Origin of the sequence: Streptomyces sp. NPDC014894 (genome assembly GCF_043080985.1) — a bacterium.
In the GTDB taxonomy this organism is placed as follows: domain Bacteria; phylum Actinomycetota; class Actinomycetes; order Streptomycetales; family Streptomycetaceae; genus Streptomyces.
In genome coordinates, this window is the sequence record NZ_JBIBWD010000015.1 from 102,671 (window position 1) to 128,559 (window position 25,889).

Here is a 25,889-nt window from a genome sequence, read left to right on the forward strand (position 1 = left end):
CCCCCCTGAAGAAGGATTCCCCGGGAACAGCCTTGATCCGCCGGGGATTCCCCTGTTGTCTGTCGCTCATGACGGGATATTCACCGGACGCCACGGACTGGCGCATTCTTCGGGCTCTGCAGCGGGACGGCCGGGCCGGTTTCGCCCGGCTGGCACGGGACGTCTCCATGTCGGCGAGCGCCGTGACGGAGCGGGTGCGGCGGCTGGAGGAGGCGGGCGTGATCGCCGGTTACACGGCGGTGGTGGAGCCCGAGCGGGTGGGCCTGCCGATCCTCGCCTTTGTGCGACTGCGCTATCCGAACGGCAATTACAAGCCATTTCACGATCTGCTGGAGACCACGCCGGAGATTCTGGAGGCGCACCATGTGACCGGAGACGACTGTTTTGTCATGAAGGTCGCCGTTCGGTCGATGCCGCATCTGGAGGAGGTCTCCGGCCGGATCGGCGCGCTCGGCTCGGTGACCACCAGCGTCGTCTACTCGTCGCCGCTGCCGCGCCGGCCGGTCGGCGGCTGACGGGCCACGGCCCACCACCGGCCCACGGCCGACCACCGGACCGCGGCCGGCCACCCGGCCGACGACCGGCGCCCGCCCGACCACCCGGCATCCGACCCGCCGCCGACCGCCCGGCATCCGGCACCCGCCCACCATCCGGCCGCCCCGGTCAACGACCGGGCGCGCCGCCCGGTCCGCCCGACCTACCCGGTCCGCCCGACCCGCCCGGTCCGCCCGGCGGCTCGACCCGCCCGGCCCGTCAGTCGCCGAGCGGTGCCGTCCGGAGGCGGACCACGGACCCGTCGCGTTCCTTGACCACTTCCAGCTGGGTGGGGACACGGCGGCGCAGATCGGCCACATGACTGACGATGCCGACGCTGCGGTCCTGTTCCCGCAGGGAGTCCAGGACGTCGATGACCTCGTCCAGGGTCTGTTCGTCCAGGCTGCCGAAGCCCTCGTCGATGAAGAGGGTGTCGAGCCGTACGCCTCCGGCCTCCTCGGTGACCACATCGGCCAGGCCCAGCGCCAGGGCGAGCGAGGCGAAGAACGTCTCGCCGCCGGAGAGGGTCGAGGTGTCGCGCTCGCTCCCGGTCCAGGAGTCGACCACATGGAGCCCGAGGCCCGATCGCTTGCCGCCGGAGCGGGCGTCGGAGTGGACCAGGGTGTACCGGCCGGAGGACATCCGCAGCAGCCGTACGGTGGCCGCCGCGGCGACCTGTTCGAGGCGGGCCGCCAGGACGTACGACTCCAGGCGCATCCGCCGTTCGTTGTCGGCCGAGGTGCCCGCGGTGAGTCCGGCGAGCCCGGCCACCAGGTCGTACTCCTCGCGCAGCGGGCCGAGCCCGGCGACCTCGGCGGCGGTCTGCCGGGACAGCCGGACCAGTTCGGCGCACCGGTGGTGCGCGGTGTCGCGGACGGACGCGGCCGCGCGCAGCGCCCGCTCGGCCGTGTCGTGGGCGGCGAGCGCGGCTCCCGGATCGGCGGGCGGGCGGTCCGCGGCGGCGCGGGGCTCCGGTTCGGCGAGCCGGTCGGCGACGGCGGCGGCCTCGGTCCGCCAGTCGTCGACGCGGTGCTGGAGGTCGCGCTGTTCCCGGTCGGCGAGGGCCGCGCCCGCGGCGGCGGCCGGGGTGTCGAATCCGGCCCGGAAGGCGGCGTCGGCGAGCCGGCCGTCGGCGTCCTTGAGCCGCTGTACGGCGGCGTCGGCGTCCCGGGCGGACTCGGCGGCCTCGGCGAGCAGCCGGACCCGCCGCTCCAGCCGGGCCGCGTGCTCGGCGACCGTGCCGGCTCCGTCGTGGACCTTCGCCAGCTCCCGCGCGAGGCCGGCCCGTTCACGCTCCAGCGCCTCGCGGCGCGAGGTCCGGGCGGCGGCCCGGCGCTCGGCCTCCTGTCGTACCGCGAGCCGTTCGCCGTGTTCCCGCTCGGCGCGGTCGAGCGCCTCCCGGGCCGCGTGCGCGCCCGAGGCCAGCGACTGGGCCTCCCGGTGCTCCCGTTCCAGCCGCCCGACGAGTTCCTCCAGCGCGAACGCGGAGGGATCGGGGTCCGTTTCCCGCCCCGTACCGCCGTCCGGGTCCGTGCGGGCGCGGTCCGCGGCCGCGGTCGATGACTCGGCGAGTACGGCGAGTTCGCGTTCGGCGGCGGAGCGGGCGGCGTCGGCGCGGGTGTGGGCGGCGTAGGCGGACTCCTCCTGGGCGGGGTCGACCCGCGCGCCGGAGTCGGGGGCGGGGGCGGGGTGGTCGGCGGAGCCGCAGACGCCGCAGGGCTCGCCGGGGGTGAGCGAGGCGGCCAGCTCCGCCGCCATCCCGAGCAGCCGCCGCTCCTTGAGGTCGAGCCAGCTCTCCCGGGCCTCGGCCGCGGTGTCCCGGGCCGCGCTCAGCCGGGCCCCGGCCTCGGCGGCCTCGGCCGTGAGCCGGTCGCGCTCCCGGGCGGCGCGCAGCCGCAGCCGGGCGGGTTCGAGGCGGCCCGCGAGATGCTCGGCGCGGGTGGCCGCGTCCTGGGCCGCCGCTATGCGCTCGCGGTGTCCGTGGCGGAGGGCGTCCCAGCCGGCGAGCCAGCCCTCCGCGTCCTGGCGGACGTCGTCGTCGGCACGGGCCTCCCGGTCCAGCTCGGCGCGTTCGCGGGTGATCTCGTCCGCGCGCCGTTCCGCGCCGCGCGCGGCTTCGAGGCCGCCCAGGTCCTGGCGGAGCCGCCGCTCCACCTCGGCGAGGTGTTCCGCGCCCGCGTCGGCGAGGTCGGCGGGAAGCCGGTCCCGGAGGCGGGCGTATCGGTCGGCGGCGGTGCGGCGTTCGCGTTCGGCGTCGTCCCGCAGCCGGAGCGCGGGGGCCACCCGGTCGGCCCGGCGGGCCGTCTCCAGCCGGTCCCGGAGCGACTCGCACTCCGCCCGGCGGGCCTCCAGGGCCTGCTGACGGCGGCGGGCCTCCTCGTGCCGCCGCTGGAGCCGGTCGAGTTCGCGCTCCTCGTCCAGCGCGTTCCGGGCGGCGGCCTGCCGGCCCTCGGCCGCGTCGACCGCGCACTCGGCGATGTCCCGGCCCTCGTACGCGCCGGCGCGGGCGATCGCGGCCCAGTGGAGGACGGCGGCGGCGAGTCCGGGGTCGCCGGGCTGCGGCCGGGGCGGCGGCCAGTCCCCGGCGGCCGGGCCGGCCGCCTGCTCCATCCGGTGCGCGAGGGCGAGGATTCGTTCGTCCCCGGAGCGCACCCGGGCCTCGGCGGAGCGGCGCCGCTCGGCGAGGCGCTCCTCGACGGCGGCGAAGCGCCGGGTGTCGAAGAGCCGGCCCAGCAGCCGGCCCCGGGCCTCGGCGTCCGCGCGCAGGAAGCGGGCGAAGTCGCCCTGCGGCAGCAGCACGACCTGGCAGAACTGGTCGCGGCTCATGCCGACGAGCTGGGCCAGCTCCTCGCCGATCTCCTGGTGGGAGCGGCTGAGCGCCCGCCAGTCGCCGCTCTCGGCGTCGTACTCGCGCAGCCAGCTCTGGGCCCGCTCGGTGGTGAAGCCCTTGCCGTTCTTCTTGGGGCGGGGCTGGGCGGGGCGTCGCCGGATCTCCAGCCGCCGGCCGCCGACGGTCAGTTCGAGGAGGACCTCGGTGAAGACTCCGGGGCGGGCGTGATCGCTGCGCAGGGAGGCCCCGGGGCTCTGCCGCGCGCCGGGGACGGCTCCGTACAGGGCGAAGCAGACGGCGTCGAGCACGGAGGTCTTGCCCGCGCCGGTCGGCCCGTGGAGCAGGAAGATCCCGCCGCCGGAGAGGGCGTCGAAGTCGATGTCCTGGGCGGCACCGAAGGGTCCGAAGGCGTTGAGGTGGAGTCGGTGCAGTCTCATCGGGCGACCTCGGCCTCGTTCGGGGCCACGGGGGCGACGGCGGTGGCGGCGGTGGCGACAGCGGGGGCGCCGGGCCGGTCGGCGACGGCGCCCAGGAATCCGGCGCGACCGGCGGTGCTGGTGTCAGGCACGGCGGTTCGCTCCCTCGTGCAGCGTCTCGTCCACCCGTACGCCCTCGAAGGCGTCCCGCAGCGCGGTCCGCTCCCGTTCGTCGGGCCCCTCGCCGCGTACATGGCTGACGAAGTCCTCCGCGATCTGCTGGTCGCCCCGGCCCCGCAGCCGCTGGGCGTACGACACGGAGGCGTCCTCGGCCGCGCGGTCGGGTTCGAAGACCAGGCTCAGGGTGTGCGGGAAGCGCTCGGCGAGCCGGGCCATCGGATCGGCGGGGCGGGCCCGGTCGGTGAGGACTGCCTCGACGAAGGAGTCCCGGTGCCGCTCCAGGGCGGGGTCGTCGAGCAGTTCGGCGAGGGTTCCGCGCAACCGGGCCAGCGGTCTGGGCACGGGGCAGTCGACGCGCTCGGCGGCGATCTCGCCCCGGGGCCCGAGGTCGACGAGCCACATGGTCTTGCGGTGGGCGGCCTCGGAGAAGGAGTACGCGAGGGGCGAGCCCGAGTAGCGCACCCGCTCGGTGATGGTCTGGCTGCCGTGCAGATGACCGAGGGCCGTGTAGTCCACACCGTGGAAGACGCCCGCGGGCACGGCGCTGACCCCGCCGACGGTGATGTCGCGCTCGCTGTCGCTCGCCTCGCCGCCCGCGACGAAGGCGTGGGCGAGGACCAGTGAGCGGGTGCCGGGGGCACGGGTGGCGAGATCCGCGCGTACGCGGTCCATGGCCGCGCCGAGGACGGCCTCGTGGTGGGCCTTCTCGGCCCGGAACTCGTCCTTCACCAGGGCGGGTTCGAGGTAGGGCAGGCCGTAGCAGGCCACCTCGCCGTGGTCGTCGGCGAGGAGGACGGGGGCGGCGCAGTTCGCGGGGTCGGTCCGCAGATGGATGCCGACGCGCTCGATCAGACCGGCCGCCACGCCGAGCCGGCGGGCCGAGTCGTGATTGCCGGAGATCATCACGGTCGGCACGCCCTCGGCGGCGAGCCGGTGCAGGGCCCGGTCGAAGAGTTCGACCGCCGCGAGGGGCGGTACGGCGCGGTCGTAGACGTCCCCCGCCACCAGCACGGCGTCCACCTCGCGGTCGCGCACGGTGATCACAAGGTGATCGAGGAACGCGGCCTGGGCCTCCAGCATGCTCACTCGGTGCAGGGACCGCCCCAGATGCCAGTCAGATGTGTGCAGAAGTCTCAAGAGACGGCTCCGACCTGCATGTTTCCCATTCTCCGCCCCTGGTTTCAGCGCCCGCCCGGCACGGGTGCGCCCCCGTCGGCACCCACCACGCTAGCGCTGATGCGCGGCCGGTCCGGCACGGACCTCGGAGAAGACGGCTCTCCCGGCCGGGGCACGGGCGGGCGCCGCCGGGGCGCTCGGGCGCGGGTGAGCGGGGCCGGGGCGCTCGGGCGCGGGCACAGCATCGTCGCGGCGCGGGCGCGTCGTCCGATCGGCCGACCCCGGGGTACGCCGTCCGGCGCGGCGGAGGCGTCCGGTCCGGCGAGGGGCTGCGGGCGGGCGGTGGCGCAGGATGGAGAACGGCGGCGGACGAGAGGGCGGCGGGCGCCCGTCGCCGCTCGTACGCGTGACGCGTACGCCCCCGTGCGCCCGCCGTACTCGCTTCTGTTTCTGTGTCCGTCGAGGAGAGCAGGGTCCGTGAACGACGATCATCACCACCGGTCCGCGCCGGCCGCCGAGGTCCGGGACGAGCCGTCGCGGAGCGTCCGGTGAACCGCCGGGCGCTGGTCGTGGGCCCGGTTCTGGCGATGCTGCTGGCGGGCTGCGGTTCCGGAGCGGGGGCCGCCGCGCCGGAGCCCCCGGCCTCCTCCGCGCCGGAGCGGACCGGGGCCGCGTCCCCGTCCGCGTCCGCGCCCGTTCCGGTGGACCCCGGCGGGGCCACCCCGGCGGGCGCCCTGCTCGTGGCCGACTTCGGCGGCGACACCGTCACCTTCCTCCACCCCGAGCGCGGCCCGTTCGCCTCGGTGCGGGTGGGGACGGCTCCGTACGGTCTCGTCGTCGGGGCGGACGGCCGGGCCTGGGTGGCGACGGCCGAGGGCGTCGCGGTGGTGGACACCCGCGCCCGGAAGAGCCTGGGCCGGGTGCCGTACCGGACCGCGACCGGACCGGTGACCGACGGGGAGTACCGCGGCGGCGGGATGGGCATCGCGCTGTCCCCGGACGGACGGCGGGTGTACGCGGGGGTCAATGTGCCGGACGGGCCGGGGGTGCTGGAGGTGATCGACACCGGGAGCCTGGAGGTCACCGACGTCGTACCGGTCGGCCGGCGGCCCTTCGACGTGGACGTCTCCCCCGATGGGCGTGAGGTGTACGCGACCAATCACGACTCCTTCGACGTCACCGCGCTCCGGGCGGACTCGCTGGACGCCCGGACCTTCGAGGTCGCGCCGTACGGCACCGAGGGCGGTCTGGGCTCCTGGCTCAAACCGCACTACGCGGCGGTACGGGCGGACGGGCGGCTGCTGCTGCCCTTCGAGGGCGAGCGGCTGGCCGTGCTCGATCCGCGCACCGGCCGGGTCTCCGTGGAGCGGATGACCGCGAACACGCATCAGCACGGCGCGGCGCTCGCTCCCGACGGGACGCTGCTCGTGGTCGGCACCGGCCCGATCGGCTCCGACGACGCGGAGGCGTCGCTCACGGTCCGCGCGAAGGACGGGACGGAGCGGGTGATTCCGCTCGACGGTCCCCATGAGGACGTCGCCGTGTCGGCGGACGGCGGGACCGCGTACGTCACCGGAGGGTTCACCCGCGACGGCCACTGGAACGGGATCACGGTCGTGGACCTCGCCGACGGGGACGCCCGCCGGCTGCCGGGCGGCGAACGGCCGCTGGGGATCGCCGTCCTGCGGTGAGCCGATCGTCTCCGCGGGCATCGAGATCGTCCGGGCGGCCACGGCGGCCGCGGCTTCCGCCGGGCGGCCGCCGACCGCCCCCGGCAGCGGGACGCGCGGCTCAGGCGTCGCCGTACGCCTCCGCGCCCACCGCGCACACGGCCGTCCCGGCGGTCGCGTCCGCCAGCCACGCCCGGAACGCGCCGACCTCCGCGTCGGGGAGCGCGATCTCGATCGTGACGGCCTCCGCGTACCGCACCTCGCGCACGGCACGGCCCGTCGCCCGCAGATCGTTCTCCAGCCTTCCGGCGCGCTGGTGGTCGACGGTGACGGTGACGAGCCGGAAGCGCCGGCGGACGAGGGTGCCGAGCGCGTCCAGGGCCTCGCCGACCACTCCCCCGTACGCCCGGATCAGCCCGCCCGCGCCGAGCTTCACCCCGCCGTAGTAGCGGGTGACGACGGCCGCCGCGTAACGGATCTCCCGGCGGGTGAGCATCTGGAGCATGGGCGCCCCGGCGGTGCCGCCCGGTTCGCCGTCGTCGCTCGCCCTCTGCACGGAGGCGTCGGCCCCGATGACGTACGCGAAGCAGTTGTGGGTGGCGGTCGGGTGCTGCCCGCGGATCCGGGCGACGAAGGCCTGGGCCTCCTCCTCGGTCGCGGCGGGGGCGAGCGCGCAGATGAAGCGCGATCGGTTGATCTCTGTCTCGTACACGCCCTCGCGGGCCACCGTCCGGTACTGCTCCTGCATCCGGCCACCCTATGCGGCGGGCGGAGGGGAATGCTCCGCGCGGGTCGCCCGTTGTCCTGGCATGGACGCGGACACGGGTGCACTCCCCGAGACGATCAGCAGGATCCTGACCTCGACCGGCGACACCTGGGCGGTGGTGGGTCTGTCCAACAACGAGTCGCGGGCGGCGTACGGGGTGGCGGAGGTGCTGCGCCGGTTCGGCAAGCGGGTGGTGCCGGTGCACCCCAAGGCGGAGCCGGTGGGCGGCGAGCGGGGTTACGCCTCCCTCGCCGACATCCCCTTCGACGTCGACGTGGTGGACGTCTTCGTCAATTCCGATCTCGCCGGCCGGGTCGCGGACGAGGCGGTCGCGATCGGCGCGAAGGCGGTCTGGTTCCAGCTCGGGGTGATCGATCAGGAGGCGTACGAGCGGACCCGCGCGGCCGGTCTTGACATGGTCATGGACCGCTGCCCGGCGATTGAGATCGGCGCTCTGGAGCGGCGGGAGGCTCCCGGCTCTCGATGAGCCCGGCGATCCCGTCGAGGAGCCGGGCCAGCCCGAAGTCGAAGCGGTCGCCGGAGAAGGGGACGGCTCCGGCGGCGAGCGCGCGCCGCAGCGCCGGATAGCGGTCGAAGTCGACCAGCCGTCCGAGGATCTCGTCGCGCTGCCGCCCGCCGTCCCCCTCCCCCGCCGGCTCCTCGCCCGCGCGCCGCCCGGAGCCCGGGGCACCGTCCTCCAGGTGCAGCCGGGCGAGGCCGCGGACATAGGCGTCCACGGACTCGATCGCGGCCAGCTTCTCCCCCTCGCTCAGACCGGTGCCGTCGAAGATCATCAGCGCTGAGTCGAGCCAGCGCAGCATCCGGGGGCCCGGGAGCTGTTCGCCCGAGCCGAGCAGCAGGGTCCAGGGGCGCTCGCGGATCGCGTGCCAGTCGTCCCGGGCCCACGCCTCCAGCTTCGCCCGCCAGTCGCCGGGCCATTCGTGCGGCAGCACCGGGCCGATGGCGACCGCGTCGAGCATGAGCGCCTCCAGCTCGGCCCGGCCCGGCAGATAGGTGTAGAGGGACGCGGTCCCGATGCCGAGGCGGGCGGCCACGGCCCGCATGGAGAGGGCGTCCAGCCCCTCCGCCTCCACGAGTTCGAGCGCGACCTCGACGATCCGGGCAGTGGTGAGACCGCGCTCGGGCCCGCGGGCTCCCCGCCGGGGATCGGTCCAGAGCAGTTCGAGGGCGCGCCGCGCCTGCGGCCCGCTGAGCGGCTGTGCCATCGGAACACCCCTGCCGTGCTTGCTCTTTGCGGCCGTACGGAAACTCAGTATATCGTTCGGAGTTACTCGAACGCTGTTCGGAGTTATGGGGGGAACAGGATGACGGGGGCCGGACCGGATCACCGTGCGCCACAGCGGCGGGAGCGCGGCGCGCTGCTCGCGGCGACGCTCACCCACGGGCCCAATGAGCTGATCGACTTCGTGCTGCCGCTGTGGGCGGGGGCGGCCCTCGGGCTGAGCGCCACGCAGATCGGTCTGCTGCTGGCCGTCGAGATGGCGCTGTCGATGATCATGCGGCCGGTCGCGGGGGTGCTCGCCGACCGCTACGAGCGGAAGACCGTGGCGGCGGCCGGCGCGGCGCTGTACGCGCTGTCGGCCGCGGGGTACGCCCTGGCGGGGAGCGCCCCGGCGGCCTATGCGGCCGCCGCGGTGGGCGGAGCGGGCGGCGCGCTGCTGTGGGTCGCGGTGCGGGCGATGGTCAGCGAGCGGCTGGCGGTCGACTCGGCCGTCTTCGCCCGGCTGCTGGCCTCGCAGGAGACCGGCTCCTGGGTGGCGTTCGTCGCGGGGATGACGCTCATCGGGCTCATCGACCACCGGGGCGTCTTCCTGACGTGCGCGGCGGCGTGCGCCGTCGCCTCGGTGGTGCTGCTGCGCGCCCCGGGACGGAAGGACGCGGCGGCGGCACCGGAGGGACGGGCGGGACGGGAGGGGCCGGACGGGCGGGGCTGGCCGGGCGAGGGCGCGGCGTCGGGTGCGGGCGCGGGCGCGGGCGCGGCGGCGGCCGGGCTCGGCGCGGTGGGGCGCAGGCTGCGGCCCATGCTGCTGGCCGTGGCGTTCACCACGACGGCCGAGGCGGCGGTCTCCCTGCTGCTGCTTCTGCACCTCCAGCGCGGTTTCGGCCTGGACGTGACCGAGATCGCGTTCGTCTTCCTGCCGGGGGCGATCGCGATGAGCCTGGCGGCCGAGCGGCTGCACACCGTGGTGGTGCGGTTCGGGCGGTCGCGGGTACTGACGGCCGCGTCCCTGGCGAGCGCCGCCTTCGCGGCCGGTCTGGCGTGGGCCCCGAATCCGTACGCGATCGCGGTGCTGTGGGTGCTGAGCGGGCTCGCCTGGGCGGCGGTGACGCCGATTCAGCAGGCGGTCGTCGCGGAGGCGTCCGGGGAGCGGGTCGGGCGCGGGATGGGGGTGTACGAGTCGGCGAGTCTGCTGGGCGCGCTGGCCGGTTCGCTCGGGGCGGGGGTGCTGTACGACGGCGCCGACTGGCGGGTCGCCTGCCTGGTCACGGCGGCGGCCCTGCTGGCGGGGGCGGTGGTGGTGCCGCGCGCCGTACGGCGTCTGGGCGTCGCGGACGCTCCCCCGGCGCCGCTCGCCCGGGAGAGGCGGGAGGCGACCGGGCCGGCCGCCGGGCCGGACGCCGCCGACGGCACGGTCCGGGCCGCCGAGGAGCAGCGGGCCCGGGAGCTGCGGGCCCAGGGGCTGTCGGCCCGGGAGCACCGGGCCGCCGCACCGGAGGAGCCCGGCCAGGAACCGTCCCTTCCGGGCGCGTCGGAACCCTCCGATCCGGCGCGGCGGCGCACCCGGGGCCAGGGCGCGCATCTGGCGCTGTTCACGGCCGCCCAGCTCGCCCTGGCGTTCACCGGGCTCTCCTGGATCGCGGACCTGTTCACCGAGGACTTGGCCGAGACGCTGGTGAGCGGCGGCGGCCGGGAGGAGCGGCTCGACGATCTGCTCTACGGCGCGGGCAAGATCTGGGCGCTGGTGCTGCTGGCGGGAGCCGTGTGGACGGGCGGCGCGCGGGCCGCCTCGGCCGTACGGGACCGGTTCCGCGAGAAGGGCTGAGCCCGGCGGACCCGGGCGCGGGCGGCGGATCAGCCGACGGGCGGCACCGACACGGCCATGGTCATCGCCAGTTCCGCCGTGCCGTCGTTGCGGTATCCGTGCGGCGCGCTCGCCTCGAACGAGACAGAACTCCCGGCCGGCACGGCGTACGGCGCACCGTCCACGACCAGGGTCAGCTCGCCCTCGGTGACATGGATCAGCTCGACGGTGCCCTCGGGGTGGGCGTCGGACTCGCTGCCGTCCCCGGGCATCAGCCGCCAGGCCCACAGCTCCAGCGGCCCGCGCCGCTCGCCGCCGACCAGCAGTCTCGCGGAGCTTCCGGTGGAGGTGGACCACATCCGCACCGCCTGCTCCGGCGGCGTGACCCGCACCGGCGCGCTCCGCTCGTCGTCGAGCAGGGTGATCAGGGAGACGCCGAGGGCGTCGGCGAGCTTGACCGTCGTGCCGACGCTGGGGTTGGTCCGGGCCTGCTCGATCTGGATGATCATGCCCCGGCTGACTCCGGCACGGGCGGCGAGGGCGTCGAGCGTCAGCCCCAGCTCGCCGCGCCGGCGCTTGAGATTACGGGCGAGCGACTGGGTGAGCTGGTCGAGGTCCGTCACATTCCGTCCATTGGATTGAATGGCAGGGTCAAATATCTTGCACTACCGTGTGCTGAACCCGAAGGTTCATCACACTGTACTGCGAGGCCGCCATGACCGCCGTGTTCGCCCTGGCCACCGCCCTGCTCTGGGGGCTGGCCGACTTCGGCGGCGGGCTGCTGACGCGGCGCACCCCGGCGCTGACCGTGGTGGTGGTCTCCCAGTCGCTGGCCGTCGTCGTCCTCGGCGCGGTCGTCGTGGCCACGGCGGCGTGGAGCGAGGCCGGGCCGCGGCTCTGGTACGCGGTGGGCGCGGGCGTCGTCGGCCCGGTGGCCATGCTCTGCTTCTACCGGGCGCTCGCGCTCGGCCCGATGGGCGTGGTCTCGCCGCTGGGCTCGCTCGGCGTCGCGGTGCCCGTCGGCGTCGGACTGCTGCTCGGCGAACGGCCGGGGCTGCTCCAGTTCGCCGGCGCGGGGTTAGCGGTGGCGGGCATCGTCCTCGCGGGCGGCCCCGAGCTGCGCGGCGCCCCCGTACAGCGGCAGGCGGTGCTGCTGACCCTGGTCGCCGCCCTCGGCTTCGGCGCGGTGATGGCGCTGATCGCCGAGGCGTCGGCCACCCTGACCGGGCTCTTCCTCGCTCTCTTCGTCCAGCGGGTCACCAATGTCGCGGTCGGCGGGGCCGCGCTGTACGCCTCGGTGCGGCGCGGCGGGCGGGCGCTGCCGGAGGACGGCGGCCGGCGGGTCGCACGGTCGGCGCTCCCGGCGCTGGCCTTCGTGGGCCTGGCGGACGTGGCGGCCAACGGCACGTACTCGATCGCGGCGCAGGCCGGGCCGGTCACCGTCGCCGCCGTGCTGGCGAACCTCTATCCGGTGGTGACCGTGCTGGCGGCGCTCGTCCTGCTCAGGGAGCGGGTACGGGCGATCCAGGCGGCGGGCGCGGGGCTCGCCCTGATGGGCACGGTGCTGCTGGCCGCCGGCTGACCCGCCGACCGCCCGGGCGCACGCCTCGCCGGCCCCGGCCGCCCCGGCCCTGCCCCTCGGGGCCTCTCAGCCCTGCCCCTCGGGCTTCTCCAGCTCCGCGAGGGCGAGCAGCTGCTCCGGGGTGATGCCGTCCGGGAGCGGTACGGGGGCGGGGGTGCGCAGCGGGGGCCGCCAGCCGTCGACGGGGTCCCAGCTGCGGACGACCCGGGCCGGGGCCCCGGCGACCACGCAGTGGTCGGGCACCTCGCCGCGGACCACGGCTCCCGCCGCCACCACGACATTGCGGCCCAGCCGCGCGCCCGGGAGCACCACCGCGCCGGTGCCCAGCCAGCAGCCGGGGCCGATCTCCACCGGCTCGGTGCGCGGCCACTGCTTGCCGACCGGCTGGTGCGGATCGTCGTAGCTGTGGTTGGTGGAGGTGATGTAGACGTAGGGGCCGCAGTAGGTGTCCGAGCCGATGGAGACCCGGGTGTCGGCGATGACATGGCTGCCGCGGCCCAGCACCACGCCGTCGCCGAGGGTCAGGATCGGTTCGGCCCCCAGATCGAGGCCGGGCATCATGCCGGCCGTGAGGGTGACCCGCTCGCCGATGATGCAGTGGTCGCCCAGTTCGATCCACGCCTCGCCGAAGACGGTGCCCTGCGGAAAGGCCAGCCGGGTGCCGTGGCCCAGCCGGCGGAAGCGCAGCCGTCCGGGGTGCTCGGCGGTGACGGAGCCGGCCCGCTGCGCCCAGCGCCAGCCGCGATGGACGGCGCGGGTGAGCGCTCTCCGCCACCACAGGGCAGGCGATGAGAACGTGTTTCTGTTTCTGGGCACCTGTTCACGGTAGTCGGCGGGACCTGGGCCGATCAGGGCCCTCAGCTGTGATGTTCGCCCCACGGGCGGACCTCGCAGCGGGGCCTCCGGAGCCGTCGCGGCGACCTCGTGGACCCCATGGACCCCGTCGCGGGCGAAGAAAGCCCTCTCTCCGGGAGCGGGCCGACGCAGGAACAGCGCCAGATGGCTGAAAACCGATGCCCAGGGACACCATCTCACCATCCAATACGTCGCTTTGCTCCGGATCAGGAGGGAGATGTCGACCCGGGCCATCGGCCGGGCCGAACGGTGTGGGACCGCTCCCGGGGGCGATTCCGCCGGAGTCCCGAAGGATTCCTGCGGAACTCACCGGTTATCACGGCCAGGGGCCTCAAGCAGTCACTTCGGGACTAAGTCCACCGTTCTGCGGGCTCCGGGGCCCGTCCGGACTCGGTGGCCATGGCACCTGACTACCATGAGCGCAACATACGTGCGGAAGATCACCGTCAACTTTCGGTGACCGTGCCTGTGTTCGGTCGATGCTTTTCTGTCGGCCCATCAGTACATCCCCGGACTCGAGCAGCGAGGGACCGCATGTCAGCACCAGTCGCCCCCAAACCGCGCAGAATACGAACACCCCGGCCACTCCCCGTGGCCGTCCCGCTGGTCTCTGTCGCGGTGGCCGGGGCGGCCGGCGGCGCGGCGATCGCGGCGGCGCCCGCCCCGGCCCGCGGCTGGGTCGCGGCCACCGTCCTGGTCGCCTGGACCTGGCTGGCCGTCAGCACGGCCGCCTCCACCCTGAACGCACGGCGGCTGTACACGTCCGCCACCGCCGCCGGCGGGGAGCTGCGCTCCCTCCAGGCGCACTCGGCCCAGACCGCCGCGGAGTCGGCGCATCTGGTGAACGTCACCCTCCCCTCCGTGCTCAAGCGGGTACGGGACGGGGAGAGCGCGGAGCACGCCCTCGGCGCGGCTCCCGCGCCCTCGGACCCCCAGCTGCGGCGGATGCTCCAGCTGATCGCCGCCGAGCTGGTGGCCTCCGGACGACGGGCGGCGGCGGCCGAGGCCGCGGGCGCCAATGTCGCGCAGCAGCTGGCCAGGTCGGCCGACGACCTGCACCGGCTCACCAACACCACGCTGCCCGCCGCCATCGAGCGGCTGCGCGGCGGAGCCTCCGCGGGCACCGCGCTCGCCGAGCTGGACCAGCCGTCCGACCCGCGCCTGCGGGTCGCCCTGGACTCGATCGTGCGGGAGTTCGCCTTCAGCGAGCGGCGCGCCGCCGCCGCCCAGGGCGCGAGCGCCAAGGTGCTGAGCCGGGTTCAGGCCAAGGCCGTGAGCATGCTCGCCGAACTGCGCGAGATGCAGGATCGTCACGGCGAAGATGTGTTCGGGGATCTGCTGACCCTCGATCACAACACCTCGCAGCTCGGTCTGCTGACCGACCGGCTGGCGCTGCTGATGGGCGGCCGGGCGAGCCGGGCCTGGAACAAGCCCATCGTCATGGAGTCCATCCTGCGGGGCGCGGTCGGCCGGATCGCCGCCTACCAGCGCGTCCGCCTGCACTCCTCCAGCAACGCCGCGGTCGCGGGCTACGCCGCCGAGGGCGTGATGCATCTGCTGGCCGAGCTGATGGACAACGCGGCGAACTTCTCGCCGCCGATCGACGAGGTCCATGTCTATGTCGAGGAGCGCACGGCCGGACTGGTCGTCACCATCGAGGACAGCGGGCTGAAGATGGCCGACGCGGCCATGCGCCGCGCCGAGGAGGCCGTCACCGGACGCTTCCACGACCTGGCCCATCTGCAGAGCACCCGGCTGGGACTCGTCGTGGTCGGTCTGCTGGCCGCCAAGTACAACATGAGCGTCAGCTTCCGGCCCTCCTCGCGCGGCGGCACCGGCGTCGTGGTGCTCTTCCCGCCGCAGCTGCTCCACCAGCCCCGGACGGCCGCGCCGGAGCAGACCGCCCGGCCGCAGATCGCCGCCCTCGCCGAGCCCGCGCCCGAGCCCTCCGTAAGCCCCGCTCCCGTTCCGCGGCAGCAGGACGTCCGGCGCGGCGCTCCGCAGGCCGCGCAGCAGAGCGGGCCCCGGGGCGCGACGCCGGGCGGGCTGCCCGTGCGGCCGCCGGGGCGCACCATGGCCGCCGCCGACCGCACCCGGCCGGCGGAGCGACCCGCCGCGCCCCCCGTGCCGCCGCCGCCCGCGCGGGACGCGGGGACCCAGTTCGGCGCCTTCCACCGCGCGCGCAAGGCTCAGGACGAGGGGGCGTCGGAGAGCTAGCGCCAACCGGCGCGGGGCGGCCAGGGGCCGCGTCCGCACCGCACAGACACCCTTCGCATGTATTCAAGCCAGACAGGAGGCACGGGCCGGTGACCGGACCGTCCGGCGACACCGGGCCCACGCAGACCATGCAGACCACAGACAACAGCCTGACCTGGCTACTGGAAAGCCTGCTCGACCGGACGCCGGGCACGCGGCACGCCCTGGTGCTCTCCCGGGACGGGCTCAAGCTCTGCTGGACCCCGCATCTCACCCTCGACCAGGCCGATCAGCTCGCCGCGATCTGTTCGGGCATCCAGGCCCTCGCCCAGGGGGCCTCCGTCGAGTTCGGCAACGGCAGCGGCGGCGTACGGCACTCGATGACGGAGTTCCACGGCGGACTCCTCTTCATCGTGGAGGCGGGGGCCGGAGCGCATCTGGCCGTCGTCGCCGACGACGGCGCCGACCCCGGCGCCGTCGGCCACCAGATGACCGAGCTGGTCGAGCAGATCGGCGAGCATCTGCGAGCCGAACCGCGCACCCCCTCGGAGACTCGGCTGTCATGACACGCCGCCCCGTCGATCTGGGTGACCCCGACCGGCTCTACACCGTCACCGGAGGCCGCAGCCGCGTCGACGACGAGAAGTTCGACCTGGTGACCCTGGTCGTCAGCGAATGCCGGCCGACGCCCGGAATGCAGTCGGAGCATGTCCGCATTCTGGAGCTGTGCCGGCAGCCGACCGCGCTCGTGGAGATCTCCGCCGAGCTGAAGCTGCCGATCACCGTGGTACGGATCCTGCTGGGCGATCTGCTGTCGACGGGGCGTATCACCGCTCGCCACCCCCGGGCGGGTCGCTCTCTCGTCGATCTGCCCGACTCTGCCCTCTTGGAGGAGGTGCTCAATGGACTCCGTAACCTCTGAACTGCCCGCGACACGCACACCGCTGGCCGCGTCGGCCGACACCGGACTGAAGATCGTCATCGTGGGCGGCTTCGGGGTCGGCAAGACCACTCTGGTGAAGTCGGTCAGCGAGATCCGTCCGCTGAACACCGAGGAGGTGATGACGCAGGCCGGCATCGGGGTGGACGAGCCGGCCGGTCTCACCAAGACCACGACCACGGTCGCGTTCGACTTCGGCCGGATCTCCCTCAACGACCGCATGGTCCTCTATTTGTTCGGCGCGCCGGGCCAGGAGCGGTTCTGGTTCCTGTGGGACGGGCTGTTCGCCGGCACGCTCGGCGCGGTGGTCATGGTCGACACCCGGCGGATGAGCGACTCCTGGTACGCCGTCGACCGGCTGGAGCACCACCGGACCCCGTTCGTGGTGGCGGTGAACCGTTTCGACGGCGACCACGCGGCCTTCTCCCTGGAGGAGATCCGCCAGGCGCTGGCGCTGCCCGACCATGTGCCGCTGATCGAATGCGACGCCCGGGTCCGCTCGTCCGGCAAGCAGGTTCTGATCAGTCTTGTCGACCACCTTCGCGAACTGGCCAGGGCCAGGGAGATGACACCATGACCGAACTCACCGGATCCGATGCCCGTCAGCCCGGGGGCGGTCCGCCCCCGGGCTGCCCGGCCCATCAGGGCGCGATCCCGCTCAGCGGGCTGGAGTTCCAGCAGTCGCCGTCGGAGCTGTACCGCGCCATGCGGCGGGAGCACGGCGCGGTCGCGCCGATCGTGCTGGACGGCGGCGTTCCGGCCTGGCTGGTGCTCGGCTATGCCGAGGTCAGCTATGTGACCAGCCATGACGAGCTGTTCGCCCGGGACTCCCGGCGCTGGAACCAGTGGCCGGTCATCCCGCCCGACTGGCCGCTGATGCCGTTCGTCGGCTATCAGCCCTCGGTGCTGTTCACCGAGGGCGCCGAGCACCAGCGCCGGGCCGGTGTGATCACCCAGGCGCTGGAGGAGGGCGTCGACCAGTTCGAGCTGGCCCAGTGGTGCCGGGCCATCGCCCATCAGCTGATCGACTCCTTCGCGGGCAGCGGGCGGGCCGAGCTGATGTCCTCGTTCGCGCACGCCCTGCCGATGCGGGCGGCCGTCCAGATGTGCGGAATGCCGGCCGGCAGCGAGGACACCGAGGATCTGGTGACCGATCTGCGGATCTCCCTGGACGCCCGGGAGGGCGACGACCCGGTGGCCGCGTACATCAGGGTCCAGGAGCGGATCCAGCGGCTGGTCAAGGAGAAGCGGGCCGCGCCCGGACCGGATGTCACCTCGCGGATGCTCACCCATCCGGCCGGGCTGACGGACGACGAGATCGTGCAGGACCTGATCTCGATCATCGCCGCGGCCCAGCAGCCGACCGCGAACTGGATCTGCAACTCGCTGCGGCTGCTGCTGACCGACGACCGTTTCGCGCTCAATGTCTCCGGCGGACGGCTGAGCGTGGGCCAGGCGCTGAACGAGGTGCTCTGGCTGGACACCCCGACCCAGAACTTCATCGGCCGGTGGGCGGTGCGCGACACCCAGCTCGGCGGACGGCAGATCCGGGCCGGGGACTGCCTGGTGCTGGGCCTCGCGGCGGCCAACACCGATCCGCAGATCTGGCCCGAGGGCCATATCGGCGCGGAGAACTCGGCCCATCTCTCCTTCAGCAACGGCGAGCACCGCTGTCCCTACCCGGCGCCGCTGCTGGCCGACGTGATCGCCCGTACGGCGGTCGAGACCCTGCTGGAGCGGCTGCCGGACGTGGTGCTCGCCGTCGAGCCGCAGGAGCTGACCTGGCGTCCGTCGATCTGGATGCGGGGGCTGACCGCGCTCCCGGTGCGCTTCACTCCGGTGGCACGGTGAGCGGTACGGGGCCCTTCGCCCCGGTGCGTCTCACCCCGGTGGCGCGCTGAGCGGTGCGGGGCGCGGCCGGATCAGCCCCGTACCGGGGTGAAACGCACCGGCAGGGAGGCCGGGCCCCGGGTGAACACCCCCTGTTCCGTCGGCTCGAAGCCGTCGGCGAGCCGGAGGTCGGGCATCGCGTCGAGGAGCCGGCCGACCCCGATCTCCACCTCCGCCTTGGCGAGCAGCGCCCCGACGCAGAAGTGCCGGCCGAGCGCGAAGGCCAGGTGGTCGGCGGCGGCGGAGAAGGCGGTGGCGGCGGTGAGGTCGTCGCGGAAGATGTCGAAGGTGTCGGGCGCGCGGTAGCGCTCGGGGTCCCGGTTGGCGGAGCCGATCAGGCAGGTGACGGTGGAGCCGGCCGGGATGGTGCCGCCGCTGACGGTGACGTCGGCGGCGGTCTGACGCATGATCATGTGGACCGGCGGGGTGTGGCGCAGGGTCTCCGCGAACGCCCGGTCGATCAGGGAGCGGTCCTCGCGGACGGCGGCGAGCTGCTCGGGGTGGGCGAGGAGATTGGCGAAGATGCCGGCGATGGCCTTGTCGGTGGTCTCGCCGCCCGCCGCGAGCAGCAGGCTGCAGAAGGCCTTGATGTCCTCGTCGCTCATCCGCACCCCGTCGACCTCGGCGGCGCAGAGGGTGGAGAGCAGATCGTCGCCGAGGCTGTCACGGCGCTCGCGGATGATCGGGATCATGTACTCGGCGAACTCGACCCGGGTGCGCTCGCCCGCCGCCGCGACCTCCGGGTCCCCGGCGAGATTGCCCAGGAAGGCGATGACGGTGGTGTACCAGCCGTGGAACCGGGCGTGGTCGGCCTTGTCGAGGCCGAGCATCTCGGCGATGACGTTGACGGGGAAGCGGGTGGCGAAGGAGTGGACGAGGTCGGTCTCGCCGGTGTGGCGGAAGGCGTCGATCAGCTCGTCGGCGTTGCGCTCAATGACCGGAATGAACTTCTCCCGCAGGTCGGCTCCCCGGAAGGCGGGGGCGACCAGGGCGCGGCGGACCGCGTGTTCTCGCCCGCTGAGCTGGAGAATCGTTTTGCCGTGGACGGGCTCGATCTGCCAGTCGTAGTTGTCGGTGGTGTAGAGCGACTCCTTGTCCTTGAAGGCGCGCTCCACGTCCTCGTAGCGGGAGATGAGATAGCTCTGGGTCGGCTCGTGCCAGAGGAGGGGGGCGCTCTCGCGCATCGCGCGGTATACCGGGTAGGGGTTCTCGGCGAACTCGGGCGACAGAATGTCGGGAATCTGCTGGGTGGTGGCCATGAACGCTCCCTCGGCGGTAACGGAGTACGCACACCACGTTAATGATCATTCATCGGCCACGTATAGATGGGTCTTGGCCGAATCTGATTGTTTTTCATACCGTTACGGGTTCACTCCGGACTGTTTCCACCCTCTGATGTCTCGCCGCGCCGCAGCGGGGCCGCCTCGCCATGACTCCTCGCCAGCTCCCGGTAGAGGGCGGCGTTACGGGTGATGCCCTCCCGCTCCTCCTCGGACAGCTCGCGCCTGACCTTCGCGGGCACCCCCGCGACCAGCGATCCCGGCGGGACCCGCATGCCCTGCGGTACGAGCGCCTGGGCGGCGACGAGCGAACCGGCGCCGATGTGCGCGCCGTTGAGGACGGTCGCCCCCATCCCGATCAGCACATCGTCCTCGACGGTGCAGCCGTGGAGCACCGCGTTGTGGCCCACGGAGACCCGTTCGCCGACGGTCACCGGGAAGCCGGGGTCGACATGGACCGTGCAGTTGTCCTGGATGTTGGAGTCGGCGCCGACGACGATCGGGCCGCAGTCGGCGCGCAGCACCGCCTGGTACCAGACACTGGCCCCGGGGGCGAGGGTGACCTCGCCGACGACCACCGAGGTGGGGGCGGTGAACGCCGCCGCCGCGATCCTCGGCTCCCGGCCGCCCACTCCCGCGATCCACGCCTCTGCCGTCATCGCCCGCTCCCCTCCCGGCGCGCGCCCCTCCGGCGCACGCCGGGCAGCCTACCCAGCGGGTGATCAGGAGTGGGGGCGGAGGGTCCAGACGATGGTCATCTCGCCGGTGACCGCGCCGTCCGCGCGCGCGATGGCGACGGCCACCGGGAACTCGGGCCGGCCGCCCGCGTCCAGTTCGGCGATGACGTCGGCGGCGGGCCTGCCGAGGGTCGCCGTCGCGGTCACCTCGCCCATCGCCAGCTTCTTGTAGCCGATCTCGGCCCGGACGGCGAGCGGCACCGCGCGGTCCATCAGATGCCCGAAGGCGGCGAGGACGATCGCGCCGCTCGCGGACTCGGCCAGGGTGAACATCGCTCCGGCGTGCGGGCCGCCGACGTGGTTGTGGAAATCGGCCCGGTCCGGCAGGCGCAGCACCGCGCGCTCGGCCGTGGTCTCCAGGAACTCCAGTCGCAGGGTCCTGGCCATGGGGACGGTGGCGGCGAGCATCTCGCCGACGGACATCTGATCAGCACTCATGGCCGCGATGTTACCTATGGGTAAGATGCTTGGCCATCCCTGGCCGGAAGGCGTTCCCGCCGGCGCGGGGACTCCCGGGGCGGTCGGGCCGGCGGGGAGCGGGCGCCGCCCCGGTCGTGGGCCGGACCGGGCGCGGGCGCGGGGCGGACGTGACCACGGTGACACCGCACCTCTATGGTTCTCGCCATGTGGCCAGGACAGCAGCCGCCCGGGGGCGAGAACCCGCAGCAGCCCAACCCGTACCAACAGCAGGGACAGCACCCGCCGAACCCGTATCACCAGCCCGGCTATCAGCAGCCGAACCCGTACGCGCAGCCGACCGTGCCGCAGTACGCCGTCGACGGACAGCCGCCGGGTCCGCCCGGGCCGTCCCGGGACGAGAAGAAGCGGACCACGGTGGTCGCGATCGTCGCCGCCACGGCGGTGGTCGCCGCCGCGGTGATCACCGGGGTGGTCGTCCTCGGGAAGGACGAGGACGGCGACAACGGCAAGGGCTCCGCCGACAAGGCCGCCGGAGCGGAGACCGGGAGCGGCGCGCCGAAGTCCCCCGGCTCCCCGCCGCCGGCCTCCGCGCCGGCCGGCGGCGGCTCCCCGTCCCCGCAGGAGAATCCGCGGAGCGGCGAGGAGGTGAAGCCCACGGTCAAGGGCTGGAAGGTCGTCACCAACCCCAAGCACGGCACCCGGTTCGACGTCCCGGCGGACTGGGAGATCCCGTCGTCGGGGATGAGCACCTACCTGGAGGACCAGAAGAAGGGCGGCGGCGTACCGCTGGTCACCATGTCCGCCCCCGCGCACTTCAAGTCCACCTGGTGCACCGCCGACGCGAACAAGGACGGGCTGAAGGAGACTTCCGGACTGGCCACGGCCGGCACCAAGGGCGGCAAGGGGGCCAAGGACACCAAGACCGCCGCGTACAACGAGGCGGGCACCTGGGTCTGGGGCGCGTACGCGCAGAAGGAGCCCAAGGGGACGGTCGAGATCACCCCCGCCAAGCCCTACACCACCGAGGCCGGGCTGAGCGGGAGTCTGTCCACGGCGACTGCCGTCGGGGTGAAGAAGAACTCGAAGTGCGACACCGACGGCAAGTCGTTCGCCTTCACCTTCAAGGACGCCACCGGCGAGTTCAGGACCTGGGTGCTGTACGCCAACAAGGGCATCCAGGACGAGGTGCCGGACACCACGATCCGGCGGATCCTGAGCACTCTGCGGACGACGGGGACGAGCGCGGACTGAGGGCAGGGCGCGGTCCGGGGCACGGCGGGCCGCGCGCGGGGGGCGGGTGCCCTGGTGACGGGCACGCTGGGGGCGGGCACGCGCCTCGCCGGAAGGGCGGGGCGTACCGGAAGGGCCGGTTCTCCACCGATTAATTCCGATTGGCACGGCGGACGGGCGGCGGGATAGTCCCAGGGTGACGACTCCCCCCGCCCTCCCCCGCCGTCGGGGCCGCCGTCCCGCCTGGGCCGGACGCAACTACGTCCTGCTGACCGCCGCCGCGATCGCCACCAATCTGGGCAGCCACGGCGCGCTGATCGCGGCCGCGTTCGCGGTGATCGAGAACGGCGGGGACGCGGGGGACGTGGGGCTGGTCGCCGCCGCCCGCACCGTACCGCTCGTGCTCTTCCTGCTGGTCGGCGGCGCGGTCGCGGACCGGCTGCCCCGGCACCGGGTGATGGTCGCCGCCAACGCCCTCAACTGCGTCTCCCAGGCCGCCTTCGCGGTCCTGGTGCTCTCCGGCGACGCGGTGCTGTGGCAGATGATGGTGCTGACCGCGCTCGGCGGGGCCGGGCAGGCCTTCTTCAATCCGGCCGCCGAGGGCATGCTGCTCTCCAGCGTCACCGGCGAACAGGCCAGCCGGGCCTTCGCCCTCTTCCGGATGGCCATGCACGGGGCGGCCATCGGCGGCGCGGCGCTCGGCGGCGCCATGATCGCGGCAATCGGGCCGGGCTGGGTGCTGGCCGTGGACGCGGCCATGTTCGCGGTCGCGGGCGCGCTGCGCGCCTTCCTCGACGTCAGCCACATCGCCCCGCGCCCGCCGGGCGGCGGGCTCCTCTCCGACATGCGCGAGGGGTGGACGGAGGTCAGGACACGGCCGTGGCTGTGGGCCGTCGTCGCCCAGTTCTCCGTGGTGGTCGCCGTCGTCGGCGCGGCGGAGGGGGTGTACGGGCCGCTGGTCGCCCGGGACGAGCTGGGCGGGGCGCGTCCGTGGGGCCTGGCGCTCGCCGCGTTCGGCGCGGGCACCGTGCTGGGCGCGCTGCTGATGATGCGGTGGAAGCCCCGGCGGCTGCTGCTCGCCGGTTCGCTGTGCGTCTTCCCGCTCGCCGCGCCGTCGGCGGCGCTCGCGGTGCCGCTGTCCGTCGAGTGGCTGGCGCTGGTGATGCTGGTGAGCGGGGTGGCGATCGAGGTGTTCGGCGTCACCTGGATGACGGCGCTGCACCAGGAGATCCCGGAGGACATGCTCTCGCGGGTCTCCTCCTACGACTGGTTCGGCTCGGTGGCGATGCTGCCGGTGGCGACCGCGCTCGCCGGTCCGGCGGAGAACGCGATGGGGCGCGGGCCGGCGCTCTGGACGTGTTCGGCGCTGGTGCTGCTGGTGACGGCGCTGGTGCTGTTGGTGCCCGATGTACGGAATCTGCGGCACCGCCCGACGGGGGCCGGGTCCACCGGGTCCACCGGGCCGGGCGAGTCCGTCGAGCCCGCCGGGCCGGGCGAGTTTGTCGAGCCCGCCGAGCAGCCCGCCGCCCTGCCCGCCGAGCGCCCGGCCTCGTCCTGATCCTGGAAGGGACCGCCTCAGCGGGCCCGGCCGGGACCTCAGCGACGCCCGCCCGGCCGCCTCCCCGCCCGGCTGCCCGTCCGGCCGCCCCGCCGCCTCAGCCGATGCCGAAGGACCCGTCCGGCGGCTCGGGCGAGTCCCGGGCGTCCCGGTCGGCGACGGGCGCGGCGTCCCCCGCCAGCCGGGCGAGCGCCCGGCCGTGCTCGACGCGGGCGGGGAACGGGTCGGAGGAGGCCCGCCGGGCCAGCGCGGCGAGGTCGGCGGGCGCGTGGGAGGCGAGCAGCACGATGTTGCCGAAGCGTCGGCCGCGCAGGACGGCCGGTTCGGCGATCAGCACCAGCTCCGGAAAGACCGCCCCGAAGGTGGCGAGCTGGGAGCGGAGGAAGGCGAACGGCGCTCCGTCGGCGAGATTGGCCGCGTGGACGCCGCCCGGCCGCAGCACGCGGTCGGCGGCGCGGGCGTACTCGACGGAGGTGAGCCGGGCGGGGATCCGCGAGCCGCCGTAGACGTCCGCGACGACGAGGTCGGCCGAGTCCGCCGGGGCGCGTTCGATCCAGTCGCGGGCGTCGGCGGTGTGCAGCTCGGCGGCGGAGCCGCCGGGCAGCGGCAGCACCTCCAGGACCAGGTCGAGCAGGCCCCGGTCGGCCTCGACGACCCGCTGCCGGGAGCCGGGGCGGGTGGCGGTGACATAGCGGGGCAGGGTCAGCGCGCCGCCGCCGAGGTGGACCACGTCGAGCGGGGCGCCCTCGGGCGCGTGGCAGTCGATGACATGGGCGAGCCGGCGCGCGTACTCGAACTCCAGATGGGCGGGGTCGTCCAGGTCGACGTACGACTGGGGCGCGCCGTCGACGGTCAGCAGCCAGGCGCGCGCCCGGTCGACGTCGGGCATCAGCTTGGCGGTGCCGTGATCCACCGGGCGGGTCACGGGTACGGGCTCGTCCACGGCTCCATTGTCGTACGCCGCCTCGGCCCCGCCCGCCACGGGTCCCGGGAGGGCGGACCCTCCCGGGACGCGCGGGGGCCGAGGCCCCTATCCTGCCGCCGCCTCCGGCAGGAGCGCGGTCACGGAACCCGCGCCGACGGTGCGGCCGCCCTCGCGGACGGCGAAGCCGAGACCGGGCTCCAGGGGCACGTCCCGGCCGAGTTCGACGGTCATGGCGACCGTCTCGCCGGGCCGGGCCACCGCGCGCTCGCCGAGGTCGACGCCGCCGACGACGTCCGCGGTGCGGAGATAGAACTGCGGCCGGTAGCCGGTCGAGATCGGCGTCGTACGGCCGCCCTCGCGGGCGGAGAGCAATTGCACCCGCGCGGTGAAGCGGCGGCCCGTGGTGAGGCTGCCGGGCTCGGCCACCACATGCCCGCGCCGGACGCCGTCGCGGGGCAGTCCGCGCAGGAGGAGCGCGACATTGTCCCCGGCCTGGGCCGACTCCATCGTTCTGCCGAAGGTCTCCAGCCCGGTGACGACCGTCTCCAGATCGTCGCCGCCCAGCACCCGCACCCGGTCGCCGAGGCGGACGGTGCCGCGCTCGATGGATCCGGTGACCACGGTGCCGCGTCCGGTGATGGTGAGGACGCCCTCCACGGGGAGGAGGAACGGGGTGTCGGTGGAGCGGACGGGATCCGGCACATAGGTGTCGACGGCGTCGAGCAGCGCCTCGATGGACGCGGTCCACCGGGGGTCGCCCTCCAGTGCGCGCAGGCCGGAGACCCGGACGACGGGGGTGGTGTCGCCGCCGTACCCGTGGGCGGTGAGCAGTTCGCGGACCTCCAGTTCGACCAGGTCGGTGATCTCGTCGTCGGCGGCGTCGGCCTTGTTGAGGGCGACGACGATGTGGTCGACGCCGACCTGGCGGGCGAGCAGGACGTGCTCGAAGGTCTGCGGCATGACGCCGTCGAGGGCGGACACGACGAGGATCGCCCCGTCGAGCTGGGCGGCCCCGGTGACCATGTTCTTGATGTAGTCGGCGTGGCCCGGCATGTCGATGTGGGCGTAGTGGCGGGTGTCGGTCTCGTACTCGACGTGCGCGAGGTCGATGGTGATGCCGCGCCGGGCCTCCTCGGGGGCCTTGTCGATACGGTCGAAGGGGACGAACGCGCCGGCGCCGCGGGCGCTGAGGACTTTGGTGATGGCGGCGGTCAGCGTGGTCTTGCCGTGGTCGACATGGCCGACGGTGCCGATGTTCAGATGCGGCTTGGTCCGGACGTGGACGGTCTTGGGCATGGCTCTTCCTCGGAATCGTTCGTGGCGAAACGCTTGAGGACCCCTGGGGCTTGCCGACCCTCCCCCTGTGGGGTCCCGCCGGACGGTCCGGGAAGGGTCAGCTTCGGATGCCGCCGGGTGAGCCGGCAGCGGCGGCGAGGACGCCCGCCGCTCCGGGGGAGACGAGGAAGACGGCGGCCTTCGGCGCGTGCGCTGCGAAGAGCGCTGCGGGGAAGGCGTACCGGGGCATACCCACGATGATCTCGGACCCGGTCGGCGGCGTCGAACGGTTTTCCCCGCGGGCCGCGTTGGGGCGGCGGACCGCTCGCGCGAGGGCGCGCCGGGGCCCCGGGGCGGTGTTCCGGACGGATCGCGGGGGTGGCGGGGCGGGCCTTCCGTGCGGACCGCCGAGGCTGCGGCGCGGCGTCGCGTACGGACCGCGCGG

The 25,889-nt window shown here is 74.3% G+C and carries 25 protein-coding genes; 12 read left to right on the forward strand and 13 right to left on the reverse strand.

Annotation, left to right across the window (positions count from 1 at the left end):
• Positions 1-68: 68 nt before the first annotated feature.
• Entirely contained in the window at positions 69-515 is a 447-nt protein-coding gene (locus ACF089_RS29515) for an Lrp/AsnC family transcriptional regulator (RefSeq protein WP_392033004.1), read from the forward strand.
• A gap of 238 nt (positions 516-753) precedes the next feature.
• Here the strand turns inward: ACF089_RS29515 and ACF089_RS29520 are convergent, their stop codons facing one another.
• The 3 genes from ACF089_RS29520 to ACF089_RS29530 are packed head-to-tail and all read right to left on the reverse strand — an operon-like array spanning position 754 to position 5,097.
• A complete protein-coding gene (locus ACF089_RS29520; RefSeq protein WP_392033006.1) occupies positions 754-3,801 on the reverse strand; it encodes an AAA family ATPase in 3,048 nt (1,015 codons plus the stop codon).
• Entirely contained in the window at positions 3,798-3,932 is a 135-nt protein-coding gene (locus tag ACF089_RS29525) for a hypothetical protein (RefSeq protein WP_392033008.1), read from the reverse strand. Before ACF089_RS29525 ends, ACF089_RS29520 begins: the two co-directional genes overlap by 4 nt.
• Positions 3,925-5,097, reverse strand: a complete 1,173-nt coding sequence (locus ACF089_RS29530; RefSeq protein WP_392033011.1) for an exonuclease SbcCD subunit D — start codon at positions 5,095-5,097, stop codon at positions 3,925-3,927. Before ACF089_RS29530 ends, ACF089_RS29525 begins: the two co-directional genes overlap by 8 nt.
• A gap of 527 nt (positions 5,098-5,624) precedes the next feature.
• On the opposite strand from ACF089_RS29530, the gene ACF089_RS29535 reads away from it, so the two are divergent.
• Positions 5,625-6,767 carry a YncE family protein gene (locus ACF089_RS29535; RefSeq protein ID WP_392033014.1) on the forward strand — a complete coding sequence of 381 codons (1,143 nt, stop codon included), beginning with the start codon at positions 5,625-5,627 and terminating at the stop codon, positions 6,765-6,767.
• A gap of 100 nt (positions 6,768-6,867) precedes the next feature.
• Here the strand turns inward: ACF089_RS29535 and ACF089_RS29540 are convergent, their stop codons facing one another.
• Entirely contained in the window at positions 6,868-7,494 is a 627-nt protein-coding gene (locus ACF089_RS29540) for a YigZ family protein (RefSeq protein WP_392033017.1), read from the reverse strand.
• 61 nt (positions 7,495-7,555) lie between these two features.
• On the opposite strand from ACF089_RS29540, the gene ACF089_RS29545 reads away from it, so the two are divergent.
• Positions 7,556-7,999 (forward strand): CoA-binding protein, encoded by a 444-nt coding sequence (locus tag ACF089_RS29545; protein WP_392033020.1) that lies wholly within the window; start codon positions 7,556-7,558, stop codon positions 7,997-7,999.
• Here the strand turns inward: ACF089_RS29545 and ACF089_RS29550 are convergent.
• Entirely contained in the window at positions 7,932-8,738 is an 807-nt protein-coding gene (locus ACF089_RS29550) for a TetR/AcrR family transcriptional regulator (protein ID WP_392033023.1), read from the reverse strand. The genes ACF089_RS29545 and ACF089_RS29550 overlap by 68 nt on opposite strands.
• 99 nt (positions 8,739-8,837) lie before the next feature.
• Here ACF089_RS29550 and ACF089_RS29555 point away from each other — a divergent pair, with 99 nt between their 5' ends.
• A complete protein-coding gene (locus ACF089_RS29555) occupies positions 8,838-10,577 on the forward strand; it encodes an MFS transporter (protein WP_392033026.1) in 1,740 nt (579 codons plus the stop codon).
• Between the two features lie 29 nt (positions 10,578-10,606).
• Here the strand turns inward: ACF089_RS29555 and ACF089_RS29560 are convergent, their stop codons facing one another.
• The gene (locus ACF089_RS29560; protein WP_392033029.1) at positions 10,607-11,179 is read right to left on the reverse strand and encodes a helix-turn-helix domain-containing protein; all 573 of its coding nucleotides are present in this window, start codon (positions 11,177-11,179) and stop codon (positions 10,607-10,609) included.
• A gap of 92 nt (positions 11,180-11,271) precedes the next feature.
• Here ACF089_RS29560 and ACF089_RS29565 point away from each other — a divergent pair, with 92 nt between their 5' ends.
• On the forward strand, positions 11,272-12,138 hold the full coding sequence (locus tag ACF089_RS29565) for an EamA family transporter (RefSeq protein ID WP_392033032.1): 867 nt from the start codon (positions 11,272-11,274) through the stop codon (positions 12,136-12,138).
• 66 nt (positions 12,139-12,204) lie between these two features.
• Here ACF089_RS29565 and ACF089_RS29570 read toward each other — a convergent pair whose 3' ends face one another.
• Entirely contained in the window at positions 12,205-12,954 is a 750-nt protein-coding gene (locus tag ACF089_RS29570) for an acyltransferase (RefSeq protein WP_392033035.1), read from the reverse strand.
• A gap of 630 nt (positions 12,955-13,584) precedes the next feature.
• Here ACF089_RS29570 and ACF089_RS29575 point away from each other — a divergent pair.
• From ACF089_RS29575 to ACF089_RS29595, 5 genes are all read left to right on the forward strand, one after another.
• Positions 13,585-15,210 carry an ATP-binding protein gene (locus ACF089_RS29575; protein ID WP_392033038.1) on the forward strand — a complete coding sequence of 542 codons (1,626 nt, stop codon included), beginning with the start codon at positions 13,585-13,587 and terminating at the stop codon, positions 15,208-15,210.
• A 128-nt stretch (positions 15,211-15,338) separates the two neighbouring features.
• Complete coding sequence (locus ACF089_RS29580; protein ID WP_392033217.1) at positions 15,339-15,755, forward strand: roadblock/LC7 domain-containing protein; 417 nt, start codon at positions 15,339-15,341, stop codon at positions 15,753-15,755.
• Positions 15,752-16,111 (forward strand): DUF742 domain-containing protein, encoded by a 360-nt coding sequence (locus ACF089_RS29585; protein ID WP_392033040.1) that lies wholly within the window; start codon positions 15,752-15,754, stop codon positions 16,109-16,111. The genes ACF089_RS29580 and ACF089_RS29585 overlap by 4 nt, the downstream gene beginning before the upstream one ends.
• Positions 16,092-16,706 carry an ATP/GTP-binding protein gene (locus ACF089_RS29590; protein ID WP_392033043.1) on the forward strand — a complete coding sequence of 205 codons (615 nt, stop codon included), beginning with the start codon at positions 16,092-16,094 and terminating at the stop codon, positions 16,704-16,706. The genes ACF089_RS29585 and ACF089_RS29590 overlap by 20 nt, the downstream gene beginning before the upstream one ends.
• The gene (locus tag ACF089_RS29595; RefSeq protein ID WP_392033046.1) at positions 16,703-17,980 is read left to right on the forward strand and encodes a cytochrome P450; all 1,278 of its coding nucleotides are present in this window, start codon (positions 16,703-16,705) and stop codon (positions 17,978-17,980) included. The genes ACF089_RS29590 and ACF089_RS29595 overlap by 4 nt, the downstream gene beginning before the upstream one ends.
• Before the next feature lie 71 nt (positions 17,981-18,051).
• On the opposite strand, the gene ACF089_RS29600 is transcribed toward ACF089_RS29595, so the two are convergent.
• The 3 genes from ACF089_RS29600 to ACF089_RS29610 all read right to left on the reverse strand — a co-directional run bounded on the left by ACF089_RS29600 (position 18,052) and on the right by ACF089_RS29610 (position 20,459).
• Positions 18,052-19,278 carry a cytochrome P450 gene (locus tag ACF089_RS29600; RefSeq protein ID WP_392033049.1) on the reverse strand — a complete coding sequence of 409 codons (1,227 nt, stop codon included), beginning with the start codon at positions 19,276-19,278 and terminating at the stop codon, positions 18,052-18,054.
• 110 nt (positions 19,279-19,388) lie between these two features.
• Positions 19,389-19,958 carry a gamma carbonic anhydrase family protein gene (locus ACF089_RS29605; RefSeq protein ID WP_392033052.1) on the reverse strand — a complete coding sequence of 190 codons (570 nt, stop codon included), beginning with the start codon at positions 19,956-19,958 and terminating at the stop codon, positions 19,389-19,391.
• 63 nt (positions 19,959-20,021) lie between these two features.
• Complete coding sequence (locus ACF089_RS29610) at positions 20,022-20,459, reverse strand: DUF4442 domain-containing protein (RefSeq protein WP_392033220.1); 438 nt, start codon at positions 20,457-20,459, stop codon at positions 20,022-20,024.
• A 201-nt stretch (positions 20,460-20,660) separates the two neighbouring features.
• Between ACF089_RS29610 and ACF089_RS29615 the strand changes: the two genes are divergently transcribed.
• Positions 20,661-21,707 carry a hypothetical protein gene (locus ACF089_RS29615; RefSeq protein ID WP_392033055.1) on the forward strand — a complete coding sequence of 349 codons (1,047 nt, stop codon included), beginning with the start codon at positions 20,661-20,663 and terminating at the stop codon, positions 21,705-21,707.
• A 175-nt stretch (positions 21,708-21,882) separates the two neighbouring features.
• Complete coding sequence (locus tag ACF089_RS29620) at positions 21,883-23,244, forward strand: MFS transporter (protein ID WP_392033058.1); 1,362 nt, start codon at positions 21,883-21,885, stop codon at positions 23,242-23,244.
• Between the two features lie 97 nt (positions 23,245-23,341).
• Here ACF089_RS29620 and ACF089_RS29625 read toward each other — a convergent pair whose 3' ends face one another.
• The 3 genes from ACF089_RS29625 to ACF089_RS29635 all read right to left on the reverse strand — a co-directional run bounded on the left by ACF089_RS29625 (position 23,342) and on the right by ACF089_RS29635 (position 25,694).
• On the reverse strand, positions 23,342-24,187 hold the full coding sequence (locus ACF089_RS29625) for a spermidine synthase (RefSeq protein ID WP_392033061.1): 846 nt from the start codon (positions 24,185-24,187) through the stop codon (positions 23,342-23,344).
• 87 nt (positions 24,188-24,274) lie between these two features.
• Positions 24,275-25,465 (reverse strand): elongation factor Tu, encoded by a 1,191-nt coding sequence (tuf, locus tag ACF089_RS29630; protein ID WP_392033064.1) that lies wholly within the window; start codon positions 25,463-25,465, stop codon positions 24,275-24,277.
• 97 nt (positions 25,466-25,562) lie between these two features.
• Positions 25,563-25,694, reverse strand: a complete 132-nt coding sequence (locus ACF089_RS29635) for a hypothetical protein (protein WP_392033068.1) — start codon at positions 25,692-25,694, stop codon at positions 25,563-25,565.
• Positions 25,695-25,889: the final 195 nt, after the last annotated feature.